This window comes from Polaromonas sp. P1_E11, from assembly GCF_056405995.1.
The window spans coordinates 457055-477696 of sequence record NZ_JBFUBA010000002.1; the positions used below are offsets into that span (position 1 = coordinate 457055).

Genomic DNA, 20642 nt, shown 5'->3' on the forward strand with positions numbered 1-20642 from the left:
ACTCAGTCGCCGCCGCCCACTTTTCCACGCGACGACTTGATTTCCGAACGCTGGCTTTTGCCGGCCAGGCGGCGCTGCTTCGAACCGTAGGTAGGTTTGGTGGCGCGCCGCGCCCGGGGCGGCGTGGAGACGCTGTCAACAATCTCCTGCAGGCGTGCCATGGCATCGCCGCGGTTCATTTCCTGGGTACGGTGCTGCTGGGCCTTGAGCACCAGCACGCCCTCCTGCGTGATGCGTCCGTCGCTCGTCGCCAGCAGCCGCTCCTTGACGGCGTCGGGCAGCGACGAGGCCGCGATGTCAAACCGAAGGTGAATGGCGCTCGACACCTTGTTGACGTTTTGCCCGCCAGCGCCTTGCGCGCGGATGGCGCTGAACTCCACCTCGCGTTCGTCAACGGGGAATTTCGGTGGCGCAGCCATGGTCAGCGCCGCAGCCGGATCAGGCCACCAACTCGGCCAGGCCGGCGATGGCGAGTGCGTAGCCCTTGACGCCGAAGCCGGCCATCACGGCCTTGGCCGCCGGTGAAATATAGGAGTGATGGCGGAAGGCCTCGCGTGCATGCACATTGCTGATGTGCAGCTCGATCACCGTGACACCCGCGCCCTTGATGGCATCGTGCAGAGCCACGCTGGTGTGGGTGTAAGCGCCGGCATTCAGCACGATGCCTGCCAGAGTGCCCGCCGCCTGGGCGCGCCCGGCTTCATGGATCGCGTCAATCATCACGCCTTCATGGTTGCTCTGGCGAAAGTCGAGCTTGAAACCGTGGGTTGCGCAGGCCTTGGTGCACAGCGCCTCTACATCGGCCAGGGTTTGCGAACCGTACACAGCCGGCTCACGCGTTCCCAGCAGGTTGAGGTTGGGTCCATTCAGGACAAGGACTGTTTTCATGAAGCGGGGCTTTCCGGATATTCGGGTGGGCGAGTGGGTTTTGGCTATTGGCCTGGGCCCGATTATCGACGCTGCCGCCGCCACCCCGTCACCGAAGCACTCTGCCCCTGCTCCCGCAACTGCCTGATCAGCCCGCCGGCAGCGCCCTAGCGCAGGCTTTCGAAAAAGCGTTCCAGCAAGTCGGCAAATGCATCGGGTTGCTCCACCGCGCTTAAATGAGCCGCCGGCAAGGTGCGCAATTGCGCGCCCTTGATGCTGGCGCAGATGGCTTCCGACATGGCCACGGGCGTTGCCTCGTCGCGCGTGCCGCCAATCACCAGGGCCGGGCACTGGACCGTACCATTGCTGGCACGGAAGTCGATGCGGGAAACCGCTTCGCAGCTGGCCGCATAGGCAGTGGCATCGGTGGTTTCAAGCACGCGGCGCAGCGCCGCCACCTTGCTCGCACCGCCGCCCACCTCGTCCGCCCTGAATTCCGGCGTAAACCAGCGCTGCATCGCACCGTCCGATATCGCCGCCACGCCCTTGGTCTGTACGGTGTGAACGCGCGCCTGCCACATGGCGCGCGCCGCGTCGTCGTAAAACATGGCGGCATTGGCAATGACAATGCTTTTGAGCAGCTGCGGATACCGCGCCGCCAGCGCCTGCGCCGTCATGCCGCCCATGCTGAGCCCGACGAAATGCACCGGCCCAGCGCCCTGCTCGGTAATAAGGCCCGCCACATCATCGGCCAGCAAGTCGAGTGTGTAAGGGCCCGGCACCACTTCCGATTGGCCGTGGCCGCGATGGTCGTGGCGCAGCACCGTATAGCGATTCTTCAGGATGGCTGTCACGCCGTCCCACATCGTGAGGTCACAGCCCAATGCATGGCTGAGCACCACGACAGGCCCCTGGCCTTCACTGATGCAATGCAGATGAGGTTTTTTCATGCGTCTTTCAATGATGTATTGCTTGGGAGCCGCAGATGCGTGCCCTGTCAGTCAGCGAGCAGGCCTTTTTCGCGAAGGATGTCGCCCGCCACAGAGAACGCATGGTTGGCGGCAGGAACACCGCAGTAAATGGCGGCCTGCAAAATCACTTCCTTGATATCGTCCGGCGTGAGCCGCGACTCCGGCGGGCCGTCGAGTGCGGCGCGGACATGCATGGCAAATTCTTCGTACGCCTTGAGCGCAATCATGGTCGACAGGACCATCAGGCGGCGCGTCTTGTCGCCGAACGCCGGCCGGCCCCAGACTTCATTCCACGCATAACGCGTGATCAGGTCCTGGAACTCGCCGTTGAAGGCATTGCTTTTGGCGATGGAGCGATCCACCCAGGCATCACCGAGCACGCGCCTGCGGTTGATCATTCCCTTGTCATGGTCGTTCATGGTTTTACCTTTTTGCGGTCTTTGTGCGATGGCTGTCAGTGCGCGTTTGCCCCAGCAGTGCTTCAACAGCATCAGCCTGGGCATGCGCCAGTGCCGAGGCGTGCTGCACCAGCGCAGGGTTAAACCACTCGTCGGCGGCATCGGCGGGCAGCACGGAACGCAGCGCCTCCAGGTTGGCGCTCATGCGCTGGGTGTCCACCTGCAGGCCCGGAAGGGCCTGGGCCATGGCGCGGACAGATCCGTGCGCCGACATCAGCAGCCCCGGCCACTCAGCCAGCTCTGCCTGCCAGTTTCCCAGAGCGCGCTCATGCTCCTGCGTCATGGTAGCCAGCAGCGCGGCCACGCGCTGCGGTGCGCGCTGCGCTGCAGCCAGTCCCACCATGCAGGCGACCGGATTGCGCTTGTGCGGCATGGCGGATGAACCGCCTCGGCCCGGCTCGGTCGGCTCCGCCAGTTCGCCCACTTCGTACTGGCCCATCAGCGAGATATCTTTGGCGATCTTCCCGAGGCTGCCTACCAGCAGACCCAATTCGCAGCCCAGCGCCACCCACTCGTCACGCTGGGTATGCCATGCAAATGCGGAAGGTTTGAGTTTCAGGTCGACCGCCATATGCGCCATGATTTGCGGGCCCTTGCCGTTCATCTGCGCCAGTGTTCCCACGGCCCCGCCCAGCTGCACGGCCAGCGCATTGTGGCCGGCCACTTGCAGGCGCTGCAGGCTGCGCGCCAGCGGCGCAGCCCAACCCGAGCATTTGAAACCAAAGCTGGTGACGGATGCCGGTTGCATCAGCGTGCGGGCCAGCACGGGGTCAGCGGCATGGCGGCGGGCCAGCACCAGCAACGCCGCCACTGCCTTGCGGATGTCGGCCTCAATCAGGTCCAGCGCATTGCGGGTCACCAGCGCCAGCGCGGTGTCGATCACGTCCTGGGAGGTCGAGCCGAAATGGACAAAACCGGCAGCCTCCTTGTTGAAAAGGCCCACGGTTTCCCTCAGGGCCTTGACCAGTGGAATTGCAATGCTGCCGGCGCGCCCGCTTTCGCGAACGATCTTGGCCACATCAAACAGCTCGACCTTGCAGGTACCGGCGATAGAGCGAGCCGCCGCCTCGGGAATCAGGCCGGCCTCGGCCTGCGCCTGTGCCAGCGAAGCCTCAAAGCGCAACATGGCATCCAGGAAGTTACGCTCGCTGAAGGCCTCCAGAATTTCCGGCGTGGACAAAAAACCTTCAAAAATGCTGCTCATGCCGTGAACTCTCAGAAAACATTGACAGATGTTTTTCCGCCGGGCCGCCCCAAGGAAAAAAGCGCCCCATACACGAAGGAAGGGGGTGGAGCGCCGCAAAAGGCACTCAGTGACGAGCGTGGGGGCCTCATTTTTTCAACCGGATCTGGTTAGGCAGCGGCACGGAGCGGCGCAGCACATCTTCCCCCAGCCACAGTGCAGAGCGCCACGCGCGCTGGGCCACCGTCGGCAAAGGCATTTGCTGGTAGTCGTCATTGAACACTTCAAAGCTGTAATCGCCGCGGTAGCCCAGACCATGCAGCTTGGTGACCAGTGTGGCCAGCGCTTCGCTGTGCACACCCTCGCCTGGAAACACGCGGAAATGCCGGGCGGTGGCAATGCGCTCTTCGACCGACTTGATTTCCGTCCACATGAAGTCGGCCAGCTGCACCAGAAAAATTTTGTCCGGATCCAGTATGTCCAGCTCATCCAGCGAGGTCTTTGTCGCAAACATATGAAAGGAGTCAAAGCCCAAACCCAGGTTGGGCATGTCGGCTTCACAAATAATGTCCCAGGCCTGCGGGAATTCATTGACGGTGCGGCCCCACGACAAGGCTTCGTAGGCGATCTTGATGTTCATCGGAATCGCGAGCATGGCCAGCTTGCGCAAATCCCTGACCAGCGCCTGGGTTTCACCCGTGGCATGCACCGAGGTTGACGAACAGATCAACAGCAGGCGGCAGCCCAGCGCATGGCACATTTCCAGCATTGATTTGGCGATGTCCATCTTGTAGTCGTGCAGGTGCCCGGACAGCCCCTCAAAATCACGCAACACCTGGAACCCGGTAACGCGCAAACCGCTGGCACGCACGGCAGCGACGGCGGCTTCCATGCCGTCGGGGTGGCCTACCAGGTCCTTGGCGGCCAGCATGATCTGGGTGAAACCGGCTTCGCGCACGGCTTTGAGCTTGGCTTCCAGCGGACCTGCCAGCGAGATGGTGTCCATCCCGAAATCGTCGATGTTGCCGCTGTAGTGGCTCATGATGTCTGGCGCCTGTTTAGCGTACGTCATGGACCAGCTCAAAACTCACGCTGCCCATCCAGCTCTTGGTCAGCGCGCCGCGGTCCTCGGTATGGACTCCGGGTGACTCAAGGAATTCCACGCCGCGCTTGCGCAACTCGCCGACAGTGGCCAGCACGTCTGCGCTGCCCAGGCCAATGCGCTGCAGGCTTTCGTCCCCTTCCACGTCGAGCACGCTGGCTTCAGGCTCGATCAGCTGAAGGTAAAAGCGCGACGAAGGCGGGCACGGGCTGCGAAGGATACGTCCCTTGGGCAGGATGCCGAAGCGCTGTTCGTCGGGCAGGTCGGTAAAGCCAAACAGCTCGCGGTAAAACTCGGCCCAGTCTTCAGTGCGGTCATTGCCGATGTATTGCACGACGCCAAAGAAGTGCAAACCCGCCACCGCTGGCGGATGCTGCTCCACCGTGGGAATCGGCACAAAGTCCACGTCATAGATCGAAAACTTGTCGTAACGATCGACAAAATAAATGCGGCTTTTCCCCACGCCATGGATGGCCGGGATGTTCAGCTCCATCACCTCGACGCGCGACGGCACGGCCCAGGCGCCCCGCTCCAGCGCTCGGTGGTAAGCGTCTGCCGCGTCCCGCACGCGCAAGGCCACAGCGGCAATCACCGGCTTGTCGGTCGGCGCGGCGCCATCCGGCATGGCGGGAATGTGGGCATTGACAATCACGTTCATGCTGCCCTGCCGATACAGCAGTACCTCGCGCGAGCGGTGGCGGGCAACCGGGCGGAAACCCATCGTTTCCAGCACCTGCCCCAGTGCCTGCGGTTTGGAAGTGGTGTATTCAATGAACTCAATGCCGTCAAGCCCCAGGGGGTTGGCAACTTCGGGAATGGCTTCCCGGTCTGCGGTTGGTGCCTGTGCAAAGGTGCTCATGGTGTGTCTCCGGTGAGAGGTTGCAGCAGATTCAGGAAGTTGCCATGGCGGGCGCCACGGTTGCGCCCGGCACATGGCCACCACCGAGGAAAAGACGTTCGATGTTCGGGTCTGCCAGCAGCTCCGCAGCCGGCTTGTGCAGCACCAGTTGCCCCGACTCAAGTGCGATGGCGTCATCGGAAATTTTCAGCGCACTTTTGACGTTTTGCTCAACCATCAATACTGTCGTGCCCTGCGCCGCCAGCTTCTGCAACAGCTTGAACACGTCCTGCACCACCATGGGCGACAACCCGATCGAGGGTTCGTCAATCAGGATGACCTTGGGGCGCAGCAGCAAGGCCCGGCCGATTTCAAGTTGCTTTTGCTCACCACCCGAAAGCGCTGAGGCCTGGGAATGCAGGCGTTCCTTGACGCGCGGGAAAAACTCCAGCACCTCGGGAATACGCTCGTGTGTGGTTTTCGTACCCAGCGTGATGCCGCCCAGCTCCAGGTTCTGCCACACAGTAAGCTGGCCAAACAGGTTGCGCCCTTGGGGCACAAACACAATTCCTTTGGCCAGCAATTCTTTCTGGCTGGCGCCCGAAATCTCCTCACCATTCAACAGGATGCGGCCCTGCCGCGGCTTGAGCAAGCCAAACAGCGCTTTCAAAACCGTGGACTTGCCCGCGCCATTGGGGCCCAGCAGCAGCGTGATGGAACCCGTACGCACCTTGAACGACAGGTTGTTCAGGATCATGAAGTCCTTGTAACCCGCCACCACATCGTCAAATTCAATACAGACGTCACTTGTCATACATAGCTCCGTGAAACATCAATCTTCTTCTACCAGCAACGGCGCGGAACCGGCTCCGCCGGGCCGCAGCGGTTGTCCCCCTGAGGGGGGATTCCGGCTACACAAAGTGAGCCGAGACAGAGGGCTCTAATTACCAAGATATGCGTCCAATACCTCTTTATTGGCCCGAATTTCTGCCGGCGTTCCAATGGCCAGCACCTTGCCTTCGACCATCACCATGATGCGGTGGCACAGGCCCATCACAAAATCCATGTTGTGCTCAATCACCACAAACGAAGCCTTCCGGCCAAATTTAGGGTTCTGGTTCAGATCCCGGAGCAGCGACGAAATGCCGCCCACCAGGCTGGGATTGACGCCGGCACACGGCTCGTCAAGCAGCACCAGATCCGGTTCGGCCATGAAAGCCATGGCGATGTCCACCAGCTTTTGCTGGCCGTAGCTCAAGGTACCGGCGAGCTTGTCGGCCACATGGCGGATGCGGAACTGGTCAATGAGCGCATCGGCCTTGTCGCCCAGCCCCGAGTCACCAGGCGCAAACATGCGGCCGAGCAGGCTGCCCTTGTGCTCCTGGGCTGCCACGATCAGGTTGTCGCGCACCGTCATCTTCCCGAATACCTGCAGCGTCTGGAAGGTGCGGCCCACACCGCGCCGGCTGAGCTCCAGCGGCGACAGACCGGTAATGGTTTTGCCGTTGAGTTCGATCGTGCCGGCGTCGGGGCTGATCTGGCCCAGCACACTGTTGAACATGGTGGTTTTACCCGAGCCATTGGGTCCGATGACACCGAAAATTTCCCCCGGCATGACTTCAAAGGAGACTCCGCCCACGGCCTGAATGGCGCCATAGGCCTTCTTGAGCCCGGCAACTTTTAACAATGCGTTTGTCATGATGCCGCTCCGATCCGGCTGGCCGCAGCCGCACGTGCCTGCGACGCCTCACGCGCTGCGCGCTTGGCCCGGATACGGTCAGGAATGCTGAGCAACCCATCGGGCAGCCACACCATCAACAGAACCACCGCAGCGCCGAACATCGGCAAATACCAGTTGGACACCAGCGGCACATCGCGCAGCCATTCCGGCAGCACCACCCCCACCGCGGCGCCCACAATGGGGCCCAGGAAATAGCCCGCACCGCCGACCACCACCATCAAATACATCATGATGGACGCGGCCACGGTGAAGGGCCCCGGCTCGATGAACTGCACCAGCGATGCAAACAGCGCACCGGCGATGCCGGCGTAAGCCGCGCCAATGGCAAAACTCAGCAGCGTGTAATTGCGGATATCCACCCCCAGGCTCTCGGCACGTATCGGGTTATCGCGCAAGGCCGTGAAAGCCTTGCCCCAGGGTGAGCGCAGCAACCCCCACAACAGGCCCGAAAGGATGACCGTCACGGCAAGTACAAGGTAGTAGTAAGGCAGATTGCCTTCGAGCGAATAACCGAAGAGGGACGGCCGTGCAATGTTGTTCATGCCGAAGGTACCCCCGGTGAGCCACTCTTCATTGCGCATGACCAACCAGATGGCGGTGTTAAAGCCCAGCGTGGCGAACGCCAGGTAAATAGCCTGCACACGCAGCGCCGGAAAACCCAGGATCAAGCCGAGGGCAAAGCAGATCAGCGCCGCGGCTGGCAAACCGAGCCAGAAGCTGACACCCGCCTTCATCAGGATGGCGACGGTGTAGGCGCCTATGCCGAAGAAGGCCGCATGGCCCAGCGATTTCTGACCCGCATAGCCGATGGTCAGGTTCAGGCCCATGGTGGCGATGATAAAAACCAGCCAGTAGGTCAGCAGGTAGATGCCGTAGTTTTTCAGAAACTGCGGCACGACCAGCACCAGCAAAGCGGCCAGGACCGTCAATACCAGGGCAAATTTGTTGTTGGCGAGCTTCATACCTTGCGCTCCTCTTTTTTACCCAGCAGGCCCTGCGGCTTGAAGAGAATCACGACCATAAATATAACCAGCGCGACGGCGTCCTTGTAGGCAGGCGAGATATAGGCGGCTGCCAGGTTCTCGCACACCCCCACGATCAGCCCGCCCAGCAAGGCGCCGCGCGAGTTGTTGAAGCCACCGATGATGGCGGCAAAAAAAGCCTTGGTGCCCAGGCCCTCGCCCATGTCGAACTTGGCGAGGTAAGTGGGCGTGACCAGCAGGGCCGCCGCCACCGCCAGCACGGCATTGATGGCGAAGGTGTAGAAAATCATGCGAGGCACATTGATGCCCAGCACCGACGCACTTTCGGTGTTTTGCGCCACCGCCTGCATGGCGCGGCCCGTGACGGTTTTGGCCAGGAAGGCCTGCGTCGCCACGACGATGATCATTGCCAGCGCAAAAGTGCCAATATCTTGAAGCGTTATCGTGACACCGGCGATGTTGAACAGCTTGTCGGCAAACAGGCTCGGAAAGGGATGGGCTTCAGCGCTGTAGCCGGCGCGCACAGCGTTGCGCAGGGCAATCGAGAGGCCGATGGTCGCCACGACGATGGGCATCATGCCGTACTTGAAGAGCGGGTCCACCACTCCCCGCTTGAAGACCCAGCCCAACAGCATCACGGCCAGCAGTATGGTGAGAATAAAGCTCACCAGCATGGGCGCACCCAGGGAGATGAAGGCCAGCATCATGAAGGCCGGCAGCATGACGAACTCGCCCTGCGCGAAGTTGATCGTCCCCGAGGCCTGCCACAGCAAGGTAAAGCCCAGGGCCGCCAGCGCATAAATGCTGCCGGTGGCCAGGCCCGAGAAAAAGAGTTGGAGAAAGTCTGTCATGGGAAGGTCCGATGGAGAAAGTCGGTTGCATTCAGCGGAGTTCTCAATGGGAAGGGCTTGCGCCCTTCCCCATGAGCGGCCGGCCCCGCATGGCCGGCCGAAGTTGCTTTACTTCTTCGCGGCCGGCTTGGGCGCAGCAGGCGCCAAAGGAATGGCCTTGCTCACATCGCGGGTGGCCAGGCCGAGCGGGGGAACCATGTCAATGACTTCCTGTTTGCCATTTTTAACTTGCACCACAAAGCTCATGCGGTCCAGGTCGCCCTTGCTGTCGAACTCGGTGTACATCAGCGCACCGGGGTATTTGTCGGTGTTGACTTTCAAGCCCTTCATCGCCGCCGCGACTGCCTTGCGGTCAAGCTTGCCGGCTTTTTCAATGGCGGCCTTGAGCACGTAGACACCGGAGTAGCCCTTCATGCCGTTGTGGTCCGAAACGTATTTGTACTCTCGCTCAAACTTGGCCTTGAAAGCACGGATGGCCGGCACAGGTGCATCAACCGTCATGCCCACGTGGGCGATGGCACCATTGGCAGCGTCACCCGCCAGCTCGATAACCTTCTGGCCTGTCAGTGTGGTCTCGCCGATGATGGGTTTGGTCCAGCCCTGCTTTTTCAGCTCGCGCAACAGGCGCGCTGATTCGTCCTCGTTCGTGTAGGCAAAAATGGCGTCGGCGTTGCTTTGCTTGGCCTTGAGGACCGCTGCAGAAAAGTCAATCTGGCCGGAGTCAGTGGAAATTTCGGCGAGCACCTTGGTTTGTGAATTCGCCAGCGCCTTCTTGATGGAGTCAAGGCCACCTTTACCGAAGTCGTTGTTCACATAAATGATGGCGATGCTGCTGAGCTTGGCCTGGTCAGTCATGTAACGCGCCACTTTGGGCATGGCAGTGTCTTGCGTGAAGCTGGTGCGAAATACGTAGGGATTGCCCTGCTGCGTGATGCTTGCGGCCTCACCGCCAGTGAAGTTGGGCACTTCGGCGCGACGCGACTCGGCCATGCTGACCATGATGGAGCCGGAGAACACCGGGCCAAAAATGGCAAACACGTTGTCGTCAATGGCTTTTTGCGTCAGCCCCTTGGCAACGCCGGGATTGCTCTGGGTATCCGCCGTGGTGGTCTGGATTTTTTTACCCAGAATGCCGCCGTTCGCATTGATCTCGTTGACGGCGAGTTCAACGCCATTTTTGAAATTGGTGCCTGCAGAGGCACCCGCACCGGACAGCTCGACAATATTGGCAATCTTGATGACGTCTTGCGCAAAACCAGCGCTAGCGCTTACTGCGAGAGCGCAAGCAGCTATCAATTTGAGAGCGAATCGTTTTGTCATGGTTGTCTCCTCTGGGGGTTAAAAAATCAAGGTGATGCGAGTCGTGCTTCCCCGACTCCTGGGATGGGAACACTGTCAGATGGTGTGCTCTGGAAGGAGCGCCTGATTTCACCGGCCATCGTGGCGGGGTACAAATGCCCGCGGATAAAGGTGGCATCGCGGCGAACGGCCTGCGCCGCTGCGGCATGCCCAAAAAAATCCAGGTAGTCCGGCACCTGCTGGATCAGCATCTCAAATCCGGGCTGTGCGGTCAGACCGCGCGCTCGGGCAGCGCGAACCAGCGGCGTCGGCTGGTTCTTCATGAGGATGTCCATGACGGCCGCATGCGGCGCCATACGGGACACATCGCACGGCAGGGGATCATCGGCCCTGAGCCCCAGCGGCGAGGCATTCACCACCACGTCATGGCCCGACGGGTCACCGCTGCTCACAGCCGCGATGCTTGCGGTAGACAGCGGTGTAGCGGCGGCAATCTGGTCGGCCAGCACCTGCGCCTTGCCGGGCGCAGGATCGTAGAGCGAAATGGCGGCCGGCGACTGGCTTCCCGCCATCGCGAGTGAAGCGGTAATCGCGGCAGCCGCGCCGCCGGCACCCAGTATCAACACCCGCTTGCCGGCGTAGGCCACACCGAAATAGTCCAGCGACAGGACAAAACCTTTGCCGTCAAACAAGGCGCCTTCCAGTTCACCGGCTGCGTTACGGCGAATGCCATTCACCGCACCGGCTACCCGGCCCGCGTCATTGCAATGCGAAAGCAGGCTCATCACTTCGGCCTTGTGCGGGATGGTCAGCAGCATGCCTTTGACGTTCCTGGCCAGGAAAGCGGCCTTTACAAAAGCCTGGATGTCCCCGGCAGCCACATGCACCGGGACAAGGACAGCATCAATACCCAGCGTCTTGAAGATCAGGTTGAACACCTCAGGCGCACGCACCTGCCCGACCGGATCGCCGGGGATCAGATACACGTCGGTATTGCCCTGAATGGTGGTAAACATGCTGGATTGCCTGAAACGTTCGATAATCGATTGAAAATGCCAGATTCGGTGTGAACTTTAGTAGCTAGCCTCAGTAATCCCAACAGGTTTATTACCCAATTGATCGTTTATCGCTCATTAAAGATCGATGATCGAACGAAACAAGGGTTTGACCTACGCCTGCGTTGACACCGTGTTGTGAATACTTCAGCAAATGACCGCGGCCAAACTCCCCATTTCACCCTCTACATTGCAGGCCCCCAGCCCTTCCACGCTGGACAAGCGCGACTGGATTGCCGGGCTGGAAAAAGGCCTGTCCATCATCGAATGTTTTGACGACGCCAACCCACGTCTGACCGCCAGTCAGGCCGGCGCGCGCTGCGGCATGACACGCACGGCCGCCCGCCGCTATTTGCTGACGCTGGAGCACCTGGGGTATGTCGCCGGCGACGGCAAGCTCTTCTGGCTGACGCCGCGTGTGCTCAGGCTGGGCCAGTCCTACCTGGAGTCGGCTCGCCTGCCGCGCATCGTGCAGCCCTTTTTGCAGCGCGTGACCGCCGGAACGCAGGAGAGCGCGTACGTCAGCGTGATGGATGGCGACGACATCGTCTACATCGCCCGCAACGGCTCCAATCGCGCCATGAACACCGGCTACGTGCTGGGCTCGCGCGTGCAGGCCCAGGTCACGGCTGCGGGCCTTTTAATGCTGTCGATGCGCGACCCCGCCTGGCTCGAAACCTGGCTGGCCAACCACGAGCTCAAGGCCTACACCTCGTACACGATCGCCAGCAAGGACCGCCTGCGAATCGAACTGGCGCGCGTGCGGGCGCAAGGATGGGCGATTTCCGAGCAGCAGCTGGAACTCAATTACCGCGGTATTGCCGTACCGCTGCGGGACCGGCACGGGGAAGTGGCAGGCGCGCTCAGCGTGACCATGCCCATGGGGCATGAGTCGAGTGAGGAGGCGGGGGGACGGGTTTTGTCGGTGTTGCGGGAGACGGCGCAGGCGATGAGAAACCTGATTTGAGTGCATCTGCCAGGGCGGTTCTTGCTCTGGCGATGCGCGCTTTGCTGAGGGTGGCTGGCCGGGGGTTGCCCGGCATGCAAGTAACTTTCTTTTGCTTCGCCAAAAGAAAGTCACCAAAGAAAAGGCGACCCTGCTGTCTGCGTCCCTACGCTTCGCTACGGGCAACCTGCGGTGCTCGGTTCAGACGGGGTCTCGCTCGAACTCGCTTCGCTCAGACAATCGCGATCCCTGATCCGCCTGAACCTGCGCTCCTCGGCGCAGTCAGAAGGGCTAATCGGGAGCGGGGACTGAAGACAAATACCAACTCCAATACCAATACCGACAAGGACACGCCATGGCGTGTCCTTGTTTCTTCCGGTATTCGGGGTTTGCCTTCGGCTGTTTGGTATTCCTGTCTCCACCCCCCTTGTGGATGCGCCGAGGAGCGCAGGTCCAGACGGATCAGGGCAAAAACTTGTTTGAGCGAAGCGAGTTGTTTTTGACCCCGGCTGGACCGAGCACCGCAGGTTGCCCGTAGCGCAGCGGAGGGACGCAGGAACCAGGGTCGCCTTTTCTTTTGCTTACTTTTCTTTTGGCGAAGCAAAAGAAAAGTGAGTAGCCGCCGGGCTACCCCCGGCCAGCAGATCTCAGAAGAAGGCGCATAGCCGGAGCAACATCCGGCCTCAAAGAGGCGCTATCAATTCAATAGCTGCTCGCGCCCACTCCCATTAGTCAAAAGCCTTTTTTTACGAAAAAATCAAACCGCCCCAACACTCCCCGTCACCGGTAAAACAATCCCCGTGACATAACTCGAACAAACAGGGGAAGCCAGAAATACATAAGCAGGCGACAACTCCTCAGGTTGCGCCGGCCGCCTCATGTCGGTCTTCTTGCCGAAGTCCTTGATGACATCGGGCGGTGAATCCGCCGGATTGAGGGGCGTCCACACCGGGCCAGGCGCCACGGCATTCACACGAATGCCTTTGTCCAGGAGGTTGCTGGCCAGCGCCTTGGTGAAGGCGTGAATGGCCCCTTTGGTCGCAGAATAATCCAGCAGCCTGGCGCTGCCTTCCAGTCCCGTGACCGAGCCCGTGTTGATGATGGTGGAGCCCTGCTTCAGGTACGGCAACGCCGCCTTGGCCATATGGAAGTAGCCGTACACATTGGTGCGCAGGGTTTCGTCGAAGCGTTCTTCCGTGAGGTCTTCCAGCGACTCGGCGTGCTCCTGGAAGGCGGCATTGTTCACCAGGATGTCCAGCTTGCCCAACGATTTGACGGTTTTCTTCACCGCCTCACGGCAGAACCCGGCATCTTTCACATCACCGGCAATCAGCACGCAGCGGCGGCCTTCCGCTTCGACACAGCGCTTTGTTTCTTTGGCATCCTGGTCGGAATCAAGATACGCAACCGCCACGTCGGCGCCTTCGCGCGCAAACAGCACCGCGACGGCGCGGCCAATGCCGGAATCTGCACCGGTGATCAATGCCGTCAACCCCTCCAGCTTGCCACTGCCCTTGTAGTTGGGCGCCATGAATTGCGGCTTGAGTTCCATTTCGGCTTCCAGGCCGGGCTTGCGCAGGTGCTGCTTCGGCAACGGCGGCTCCGGGTAATCCTGCAGGCCGGCTTGCACCGCCTTTTTCTCTCTGGCCGCAGCGGCCTGACGCTCCGCCTTCTTTTCCTGGTCTTTGCTGTCCTGCGCACGCTGGATTTTCTGCTGCTTCGCGGTCACGGCTTCTCCGCGTGCGGCCGGACGCGAAGAGGAGGTAGTTGAAGAGGGCTTGGCTTTTGGCATTGGTTGCTCCTGGGAATTGAGTGGCGTGAAAAAAGTGGCGTGAAAAGACCAATCTAGGCGGGGCGCAACCGGGAAGTTGTAGGAAATATTCCCGGTTTCGCCCCGGTACAGCCCTGCGCCGCTGCAACAGGCCCCGAATCTTGCACAATCACCGCACCCTTCATCGCTGCTTTTTCATTGCCGCCCAACGCGCGCTTCATGCAAAACCGACACTTTCTTCAGCTCATCGCGATGTCTGCCCTGTGGGGCGCATCTTTCCCCCTTCTACGCATTGCCAGCCCTGCACTCGGCCCCTGGGTCGTTGCCGGTGCCCGCTGCATACTCGCCGCCCTGGTGTTGTCGATGCTGATGCGCGGGCTGCGTGAGCGCTGGCCCGCGCGCAGTGCCTGGCCCAGCCTGGCACTCCTCAGCACGCTGACGGTGGTGATTCCCTTCGTGTTGTACAACTGGGCCGCGCTGGTGATTCCCTCGGGCTATTCCGCCGTGCTGAATGCCACGGTGCCGCTTTTCGGCGTGCTCAGCGCCGCCGTGATGGGCGAGGAAAAGCTCACCCCGCGCCGCCTTCTGGGCTGCATGGTGGGCTTTGCCGGCGTCGCGCTGCTGGTGCAACTGGGCCCTGTAGCTGTCACACCGCGGGTAGTGCTGGCCGCGCTGGCTTGCATCGCGGCCTCGGCCAGTTACGGCGTGGGCGCCATTTTGATGAAGCGGGCCACCATGGCCCATTCGCCTTTGCCCGCCTCCGCCGTGGTGCATATCGCCGCAGCATTCATCCTGCTGGTGCCCACCGCCGCAGCAGCACCGGGGATGAACGCCACGCCGGCCGCCCTGCTGGCCGTGGCGGTGCTGGGCATGGTCACCTCAGGCTTCATGTACTGGATCAGCATGCGGCTGATGCGCGAAATCCCCGCGAGTGCGGCGACCTCGGCCGCTTTCATGATTCCCCTCTTCGGCGTGACCTGGGGTGGAATTTTTCTCGGCGAGCCGGTCACGGCCAGCATGCTGCCCGGCTGCCTGCTGGTGCTGGCGGCCACGGCGCTGGTCACCGGCTTTAATCCGTTTCGGGGTGCGGCGCCTGAACCACCCTGAGGCGGTTGTGATTTTTAGCTGAGACGCTGGCGCATGATGTTCGGCGTACTGACCACGACATCTGCGTTTTGAGCACGCTGGCGCAGCGCATGCTCCATCACCACCAGGGCCAGCATGGCCTCGGCAATCGGCGTGGCGCGAATGCCGACACAAGGGTCGTGCCGGCCCTTCGTCACCACCTCGGCGGGGTTGCCCGCGGTGTCGATCGACTGGCGCGGCGTGATGATCGAGCTCGTCGGCTTGATGGCGATGGACACCTCCAGGTCTTGTCCCGTGCTGATGCCGCCCAGCACACCGCCGGCGTTGTTCGACTGAAAGCCCTCAGGCGACAGACCGTCGCCATGCATGGTGCCGCGCTGCGTGACGCTGGCAAAGCCGGCGCCGATTTCAACGCCCTTGACGGCGTTGATGCCCATCATGGCGAAAGCAATGTCGGCATCCAGCTTGTCAAACAGCGGATCACCCAGGCCCACCGGCACTTTCGACGCCGTGACACGAATGCGAGCACCGCAGGAGTCGCCGGCCTTGCGCAGCGCGTCCATGTAGTCTTCCAGTTTCGAGACGTCGGCGACCGGCGCGAAGAACGGGTTGCCCGGCACGTGTTCCCACGATTCAAACGGAATCGCGATGTCGCCGATCTGCGTCATGCAGCCGCGAAACGTGGTGCCGTATTTTTCAGCCAGCCACTTCTTGGCCACCGCGCCGGCGGCCACCATTGGCGCCGTCAGGCGGGCGGAGGCACGGCCACCGCCACGCGGGTCGCGCCGGCCGTATTTGTGCAGGTAGGTGTAGTCGGCATGCCCTGGGCGGAAGGTTTCCAGGATGTTGCCGTAGTCCTTGCTGCGCTGGTCGGTGTTCCTGATCAGGAGGCAGATGGGGGTGCCCGTGGTCTTGCCCTCGTACACGCCGGAGAGGATCTCGACAGCGTCGGGCTCATTGCGCTGGGTCACATGCCGGCTGGTGCCGGGCCGGCGGCGGTCCAGGTCGCCCTGGATGTCGGCCTCACTCAAGTCCATGCCGGGCGGGCAGCCGTCAATCACGCAGCCAATGGCCGGGCCGTGGGATTCACCGAAGTTGGTGACTGCGAATAGGGTTCCGAAGGTATTTCCGCTCATGGGGGGATTATCCCAGAGGGGGCCGAGGGATCACGGACAGCCCGATTCAGCCCCGCCGTTGACAAGCCCGGACAAACCCGGAGCGTGGGTAGCGCTGGTTTCTCGTGGTCATGTCAGACCAATGCCGAAGGGGCCGGCCCTTTCGGCAAGAAGGTAACAGCGGAAAAGTCGCTGCGCCAGAACATTGCCGATGTGATTGGAGCTCCCCAGGATTCAACGTAGGCAAGCACATCACCTCGCTGCAATCGTTTCCGCTTTAATCGCAACTGATACTTTTCCAGGTTTTCGAAGGACAAAGGATCTCCCTTTTGATAGAAGTCCCAACCCGGGTTGTCACTCATAACGCGTACAAAGCGCAACAAAGCGCCTTGGGAATAAGCCGAGAACTCATTGAGCGCGTCCTTCTTGCAATCATCAGCCGTACTTCGAACGGAAATTACATCAAAGCGAAACGTCGACTGCGCATAGGCTGGCACGTAGCCATCTCCCGCAGACAGGTGAGGCATAAAAACCGTTAGCCCAGGTGTGTTAGCCGGTGACCACAGAATGAGCGGCGGTGCGTCTTTGTCTTCCGTGTACGGCTGTTCGGGCAAGACAAACGGGGTTGGGCTGCTATGAACCCGCATTGGCGGATAGCGATCAAACGCCTGTGCAACCTCGGCCACCGGTGCCTTGATCACAGACAGATTGAAGAATGGTCGATCCAGTACAGACATGATGCGAACGTTTGGTTGCTTGCCGCACTGCGACTAAGCGAACTCTCCGTGGCGCAGCGCAACTTCGCCCTGCAGAAGAACACGTAATGTGAACTTGAGCGGGAAAACCTGAGAGTCTTTCATGCGCAGCGCGGCCGCAACCGCCTTGCGTTCCTTTTTTGCCTGCGGGTACTCGGCCGAGGGAACGAAGATGTGGTCGTTTTCATGCAGCAGCACCCCATGCCCAAACTCGAGATCGCCAGCCGTGGTCACGCCAACAAAGCCGGTGAACGTTTGACCCGAGGGAGCAAGGAAATCAGCAGCAACGGACAGGGCGTAAAGGTCTGGCCCCACCATCTTCGCCGGATAAGGACGAACCCAGGTTTCGTCCTGCTCTTCATCCTCTTCCTCGTCGCTTGCGAACTCCCAGATGGGAAAAGCGATGAGGTCTTCCGGCTTGAGTTGGTCAATGGGCTTTCGGGTCTTCAACGATGGGGGCATGGACAGTGTCTTCCAAGGTGAAAGTGTCAACAAAGCCGAACAAGCCCGGCATTCGCTTAAAGCAAGGGTCAGGCTTCTGCTCCCCCTTGAGGAAACGGATGAGCTTGAGCCACATGTCAGACGCCTTTGACCCGTATGGGTGTGGTTTAGGCGTTCCTGAACTATAGCTTTGCAAAGGCTCCTCTTTGTCGCCCTGGCTGTGCAGCCAGCGGTGTAGCCCACGCCGCACACACTCTGGAACACTTCATGCTTGCTGCACCGCACCAATCCCGAATTGGATGTCTTGATTGAACAGGAGCACCCCATGCTGGACCGCACCGCGACCAAGTTTTCCCATGTCAAGCCAGGCGACACGCAGTTTGTCTCCGGTGGTTTGCGCGACTTTTTCCTGTACCGTGACCTTGGCATTGCCGACGCGACCAACGGCAAAGTCATCGCGCACCTTGTGAAGGCCAATATGGCACCAGAAACAGGCACGGGATGGCACCGTCATGAGGCAGATTTCCAGATCGTCATCATGACCAAGGGCTGGGCCCGCTTTATGTACGAAGACAAGGAAACCCTGGTCGAGGCGGGTGACGTGGTGCACCAACGCCCGGGCATCAAGCATTTCCTGTTCGACTACTCACCCGATATGGAATACCTGGAAATCGTCGGGCCGGCGGATTTCAAGTCCATAGACGTAGAGCCCGTTTGCGAAATCCCGCCACCGACACCCTGGAAATAGTGCCCCCACGGTCGCTCACTTCGTGTAGCTCCCGAGGCCTTGCAGGCCGCGGCTCGCGAGACGCTTCGCCTCTGTCGCCCGTCCAAGCCTGCGCAGGCAGGCTTGGAGCCGCGGGCTCCAGCCCCTCCGGGGCCGCCCGCCTGCGGTCTGGCAAAGCCAGTCCCGCGGCTCATGCTGGCTTGAAGATTTCCGGGCGTATGTAGCGGGGGTATTTTCACCAGTGGGGGCCGCGGGTCCGGCTTCGCCGGCCCAAGGCGCCGCCCCCTGCAAGGGGGGAACAGGCTACACGCGGTGAGCCTGGACGGGGGTGTTCAAAATTCAGCGTCGAGTTCATCGATGTCATCCGGCTCCTTCTTCGCCTCAGCCACCCACTCCTTCATCGCCGGCAACTCCATGATGCGCTTGCAATACGCGGTGCAAGCCTTGTCCAGCGGCACATCGTAAGTGAGAAACCGGGTAACCACCGGCGCATACATGGCGTCGGCCACCGACAGCTGCTTGCCAAACAGGTAGGGGCCGCCATAGGTGGCCAGGCATTCCTTCCAGATTTCCAGGACACGGTCAATGTCGGCCTGCGCGCGGGACCAGACCTTGAAGTTCGAGAAATGGGCCTTGATGTTCATCGGCAGCGCAGCGCGCATGGAGGCAAAGCCTGAATGCATTTCGCCGCACACCGCCCGGCAATGCGCCCGCACCTTGATGTCCGCGGGCAGCAACTGGGCTTTAGGCTTGATTTCATTGAGGTATTCGGCAATCGCCAGGGTGTCCCACACCTTGACGTTGCCGTGCTGCAGCGACGGCACCAGCATGCTGGACGAGAGCAGCAGCATTTCGGCCTTCATCGCCGGGTCATCCGGTGAGATCACCTTTTCAGTGAATTCCAGCCCCGCGAACTTCGCCAGCAGCCAGCCGCGCAGGGCCCACGCCCCGTAGTTCTTGCTGCTGATCGTCAGGATGGCTTTGGCCATGCGCATGCTCCTTGAACCGGAAAGGCCCTGCCGGTTAGCAGGACGGATGCATGAACTCCCGCAAGGCTTATGCCAGCCTGCGCTTTTCGGCTCTGACTGGCCCGTAACTTGCCTGCATGGACTGGCAGAGACAAAGAGACAACGAATTCCGATTCATGTCAGGACAACCATGCTTTACCAGGCCTACCAAACCCAGTCCGACCTGCTGTCGCCGTTTCGCCTGTTCGCCCAAAGCGGTAGCGCGGCATTCTGGCTGGGTAAAACCGAAGGCAGCCTGCTGCGCAAGATTTCGGCGTCCATGGAAGTGTTTTCACGCCTGCGGCTGACGCATACACGGCCGGCCTATGGCATCAGTTCAGTGAAGGTGGGCGAGCGCGAACTTGCCGTGACGGAAGAAACCGTTCTGTCCATGCCCTTTGGCACCCTGCTGCGCTTTCGCAAGGAAACACCCGCGGGCTTGCCCTTCCAGCCGCCGGTGCTGCTGGTAGCACCGCTGTCTGGCCACTTTGCCACGCTGCTGCGTGAAACCGTGCGCACCCTGCTGCAGGACCACGACGTGTACATCACCGACTGGCACAACGCGCGCGACGTGTCCCTGAGCCACGGCCCGTTTGCGCTGGACGACTACATCGACCACATGATCCGCTTCACCCAGGCCATTGGCCCGGGCACACATGTGGTGGCGGTGTGCCAGCCTTGCGTGGCGGCACTGGCGGCCACCGCCATCATGGCTGAAGACGACGACCCGGCCCAGCCACGCAGCCTGACCCTGATGGCCGGCCCGGTGGACTGCCGCGTGAACCCCACCGGCGTCAACACCCTGGCCACCAGCCAGCCGATTGAGTGGTTCGAGAAAAACCTGATCAGCCACGTGCCGCTTCCGCACGCCGGCTACATGCGCCGCGTGTATCCGGGTTTTGTGCAGCTCAGCGCTTTTCTGAGCATGAACCTGGACCGGCACAAAAAATCCTTCCAGGACATGTACCAGCACCTGGTGGACGGTGATGTGGAAAAGGCCAACATCATCCGTGTGTTTTATGACGAGTACCTGGCGGTGAACGATCTCCCCGCTGAGTTCTACCTGGAAACAGTGGAAAAGGTGTTCCAGACCTACGACCTGCCGCTCGGCAAGCTCAGCTATCGCGGCCGCCTCGTCAAACCTGCCGCCATTCGCCGTACGGCGCTCATGACAGTTGAGGGGGAACGCGACGACATCTGCGCCGTGGGGCAAACGGTTGCGGCGCAGGATCTGTGCACCGGCATCCGGCCCTACATGAAAACCCACCATGTGCAGACCGGCGTGGGGCACTATGGAGTGTTCAGCGGGCGCAAGTGGAACCAGCAGATTTACCCGCGGGTGCGGGAAATGATTCATGCGAGCATGGGCTGAAATTCACACAAAATCGGCCTCCAGGCCAATGGAATCGGGCGCAAGCAGCTCCTGAATTAATAGCAGAGGCTACG

At 61.0% G+C, this 20642-nt stretch carries 22 protein-coding genes; 4 read left to right on the plus strand and 18 right to left on the minus strand.

Features of this window, described 5'->3' with window-relative positions:
- Nucleotides 1–2 precede the first annotated feature (2 nt).
- From arfB to AC1D11_RS09675, 13 genes are all read right to left on the minus strand, one after another.
- A complete protein-coding gene (arfB, locus tag AC1D11_RS09615; RefSeq protein ID WP_477646235.1) occupies nucleotides 3–419 on the minus strand; it encodes an alternative ribosome rescue aminoacyl-tRNA hydrolase ArfB in 417 nt (138 codons plus the stop codon).
- A 19-nt stretch (nucleotides 420–438) separates the two neighbouring features.
- On the minus strand, nucleotides 439–888 hold the full coding sequence (gene aroQ / locus AC1D11_RS09620) for a type II 3-dehydroquinate dehydratase (RefSeq protein WP_477646236.1): 450 nt from the start codon (nucleotides 886–888) through the stop codon (nucleotides 439–441).
- A 146-nt stretch (nucleotides 889–1034) separates the two neighbouring features.
- The gene (locus tag AC1D11_RS09625) at nucleotides 1035–1817 is read right to left on the minus strand and encodes an alpha/beta fold hydrolase (protein ID WP_477646237.1); all 783 of its coding nucleotides are present in this window, start codon (nucleotides 1815–1817) and stop codon (nucleotides 1035–1037) included.
- A 47-nt stretch (nucleotides 1818–1864) separates the two neighbouring features.
- Entirely contained in the window at nucleotides 1865–2257 is a 393-nt protein-coding gene (locus AC1D11_RS09630) for a carboxymuconolactone decarboxylase family protein (protein WP_457280117.1), read from the minus strand.
- A 4-nt stretch (nucleotides 2258–2261) separates the two neighbouring features.
- Nucleotides 2262–3500 carry a 3-carboxy-cis,cis-muconate cycloisomerase gene (gene pcaB / locus AC1D11_RS09635; protein WP_477646238.1) on the minus strand — a complete coding sequence of 413 codons (1239 nt, stop codon included), beginning with the start codon at nucleotides 3498–3500 and terminating at the stop codon, nucleotides 2262–2264.
- A 127-nt stretch (nucleotides 3501–3627) separates the two neighbouring features.
- Nucleotides 3628–4521, minus strand: a complete 894-nt coding sequence (locus tag AC1D11_RS09640) for a sugar phosphate isomerase/epimerase family protein (protein WP_477646438.1) — start codon at nucleotides 4519–4521, stop codon at nucleotides 3628–3630.
- Between the two features lie 16 nt (nucleotides 4522–4537).
- On the minus strand, nucleotides 4538–5440 hold the full coding sequence (locus AC1D11_RS09645) for a VOC family protein (protein ID WP_477646239.1): 903 nt from the start codon (nucleotides 5438–5440) through the stop codon (nucleotides 4538–4540).
- Nucleotides 5441–5471: 31 nt separating this feature from the next.
- Nucleotides 5472–6233 (minus strand): ABC transporter ATP-binding protein, encoded by a 762-nt coding sequence (locus tag AC1D11_RS09650; RefSeq protein WP_477646240.1) that lies wholly within the window; start codon nucleotides 6231–6233, stop codon nucleotides 5472–5474.
- Between the two features lie 126 nt (nucleotides 6234–6359).
- Nucleotides 6360–7118, minus strand: a complete 759-nt coding sequence (locus AC1D11_RS09655; protein ID WP_457280113.1) for an ABC transporter ATP-binding protein — start codon at nucleotides 7116–7118, stop codon at nucleotides 6360–6362.
- On the minus strand, nucleotides 7115–8122 hold the full coding sequence (locus AC1D11_RS09660; protein WP_477646241.1) for a branched-chain amino acid ABC transporter permease: 1008 nt from the start codon (nucleotides 8120–8122) through the stop codon (nucleotides 7115–7117). Before AC1D11_RS09660 ends, AC1D11_RS09655 begins: the two co-directional genes overlap by 4 nt.
- Nucleotides 8119–8994 carry a branched-chain amino acid ABC transporter permease gene (locus tag AC1D11_RS09665; RefSeq protein WP_477646242.1) on the minus strand — a complete coding sequence of 292 codons (876 nt, stop codon included), beginning with the start codon at nucleotides 8992–8994 and terminating at the stop codon, nucleotides 8119–8121. The genes AC1D11_RS09660 and AC1D11_RS09665 overlap by 4 nt, the downstream gene beginning before the upstream one ends.
- 108 nt (nucleotides 8995–9102) lie before the next feature.
- Nucleotides 9103–10314 carry an ABC transporter substrate-binding protein gene (locus tag AC1D11_RS09670; RefSeq protein WP_477646243.1) on the minus strand — a complete coding sequence of 404 codons (1212 nt, stop codon included), beginning with the start codon at nucleotides 10312–10314 and terminating at the stop codon, nucleotides 9103–9105.
- A gap of 26 nt (nucleotides 10315–10340) precedes the next feature.
- Nucleotides 10341–11309 carry a shikimate dehydrogenase family protein gene (locus AC1D11_RS09675; protein ID WP_477646244.1) on the minus strand — a complete coding sequence of 323 codons (969 nt, stop codon included), beginning with the start codon at nucleotides 11307–11309 and terminating at the stop codon, nucleotides 10341–10343.
- Nucleotides 11310–11502: 193 nt separating this feature from the next.
- On the opposite strand from AC1D11_RS09675, the gene AC1D11_RS09680 reads away from it, so the two are divergent.
- Nucleotides 11503–12315: an IclR family transcriptional regulator domain-containing protein gene (locus AC1D11_RS09680; protein WP_477646245.1), complete on the plus strand. Its 813-nt coding sequence runs from the start codon at nucleotides 11503–11505 to the stop codon at nucleotides 12313–12315.
- A 736-nt stretch (nucleotides 12316–13051) separates the two neighbouring features.
- Here AC1D11_RS09680 and AC1D11_RS09685 read toward each other — a convergent pair.
- Nucleotides 13052–14086: an SDR family oxidoreductase gene (locus tag AC1D11_RS09685; RefSeq protein ID WP_477646246.1), complete on the minus strand. Its 1035-nt coding sequence runs from the start codon at nucleotides 14084–14086 to the stop codon at nucleotides 13052–13054.
- 198 nt (nucleotides 14087–14284) lie between these two features.
- Between AC1D11_RS09685 and AC1D11_RS09690 the strand changes: the two genes are divergently transcribed.
- Complete coding sequence (locus AC1D11_RS09690; RefSeq protein WP_477646247.1) at nucleotides 14285–15172, plus strand: DMT family transporter; 888 nt, start codon at nucleotides 14285–14287, stop codon at nucleotides 15170–15172.
- Between the two features lie 14 nt (nucleotides 15173–15186).
- Here AC1D11_RS09690 and aroC read toward each other — a convergent pair whose 3' ends face one another.
- The 3 genes from aroC to AC1D11_RS09705 all read right to left on the minus strand — a co-directional run bounded on the left by aroC (nucleotide 15187) and on the right by AC1D11_RS09705 (nucleotide 17483).
- A complete protein-coding gene (aroC, locus tag AC1D11_RS09695; protein ID WP_477646248.1) occupies nucleotides 15187–16287 on the minus strand; it encodes a chorismate synthase in 1101 nt (366 codons plus the stop codon).
- 113 nt (nucleotides 16288–16400) lie between these two features.
- The gene (locus tag AC1D11_RS09700) at nucleotides 16401–17003 is read right to left on the minus strand and encodes a hypothetical protein (RefSeq protein ID WP_477646249.1); all 603 of its coding nucleotides are present in this window, start codon (nucleotides 17001–17003) and stop codon (nucleotides 16401–16403) included.
- 33 nt (nucleotides 17004–17036) lie between these two features.
- Nucleotides 17037–17483: a hypothetical protein gene (locus AC1D11_RS09705; protein ID WP_477646250.1), complete on the minus strand. Its 447-nt coding sequence runs from the start codon at nucleotides 17481–17483 to the stop codon at nucleotides 17037–17039.
- 304 nt (nucleotides 17484–17787) lie between these two features.
- Here AC1D11_RS09705 and AC1D11_RS09710 point away from each other — a divergent pair, with 304 nt between their 5' ends.
- Entirely contained in the window at nucleotides 17788–18210 is a 423-nt protein-coding gene (locus tag AC1D11_RS09710; RefSeq protein WP_477646251.1) for a cupin domain-containing protein, read from the plus strand.
- Nucleotides 18211–18521: 311 nt separating this feature from the next.
- On the opposite strand, the gene AC1D11_RS09715 is transcribed toward AC1D11_RS09710, so the two are convergent.
- A complete protein-coding gene (locus AC1D11_RS09715; RefSeq protein WP_477646252.1) occupies nucleotides 18522–19178 on the minus strand; it encodes a glutathione S-transferase in 657 nt (218 codons plus the stop codon).
- A gap of 169 nt (nucleotides 19179–19347) precedes the next feature.
- Between AC1D11_RS09715 and AC1D11_RS09720 the strand changes: the two genes are divergently transcribed.
- Nucleotides 19348–20568, plus strand: coding sequence for a polyhydroxyalkanoate depolymerase (locus AC1D11_RS09720; RefSeq protein ID WP_477646253.1), 1221 nt, complete (start codon nucleotides 19348–19350; stop codon nucleotides 20566–20568).
- The last annotated feature ends 74 nt before the right edge of the window (nucleotides 20569–20642 follow it).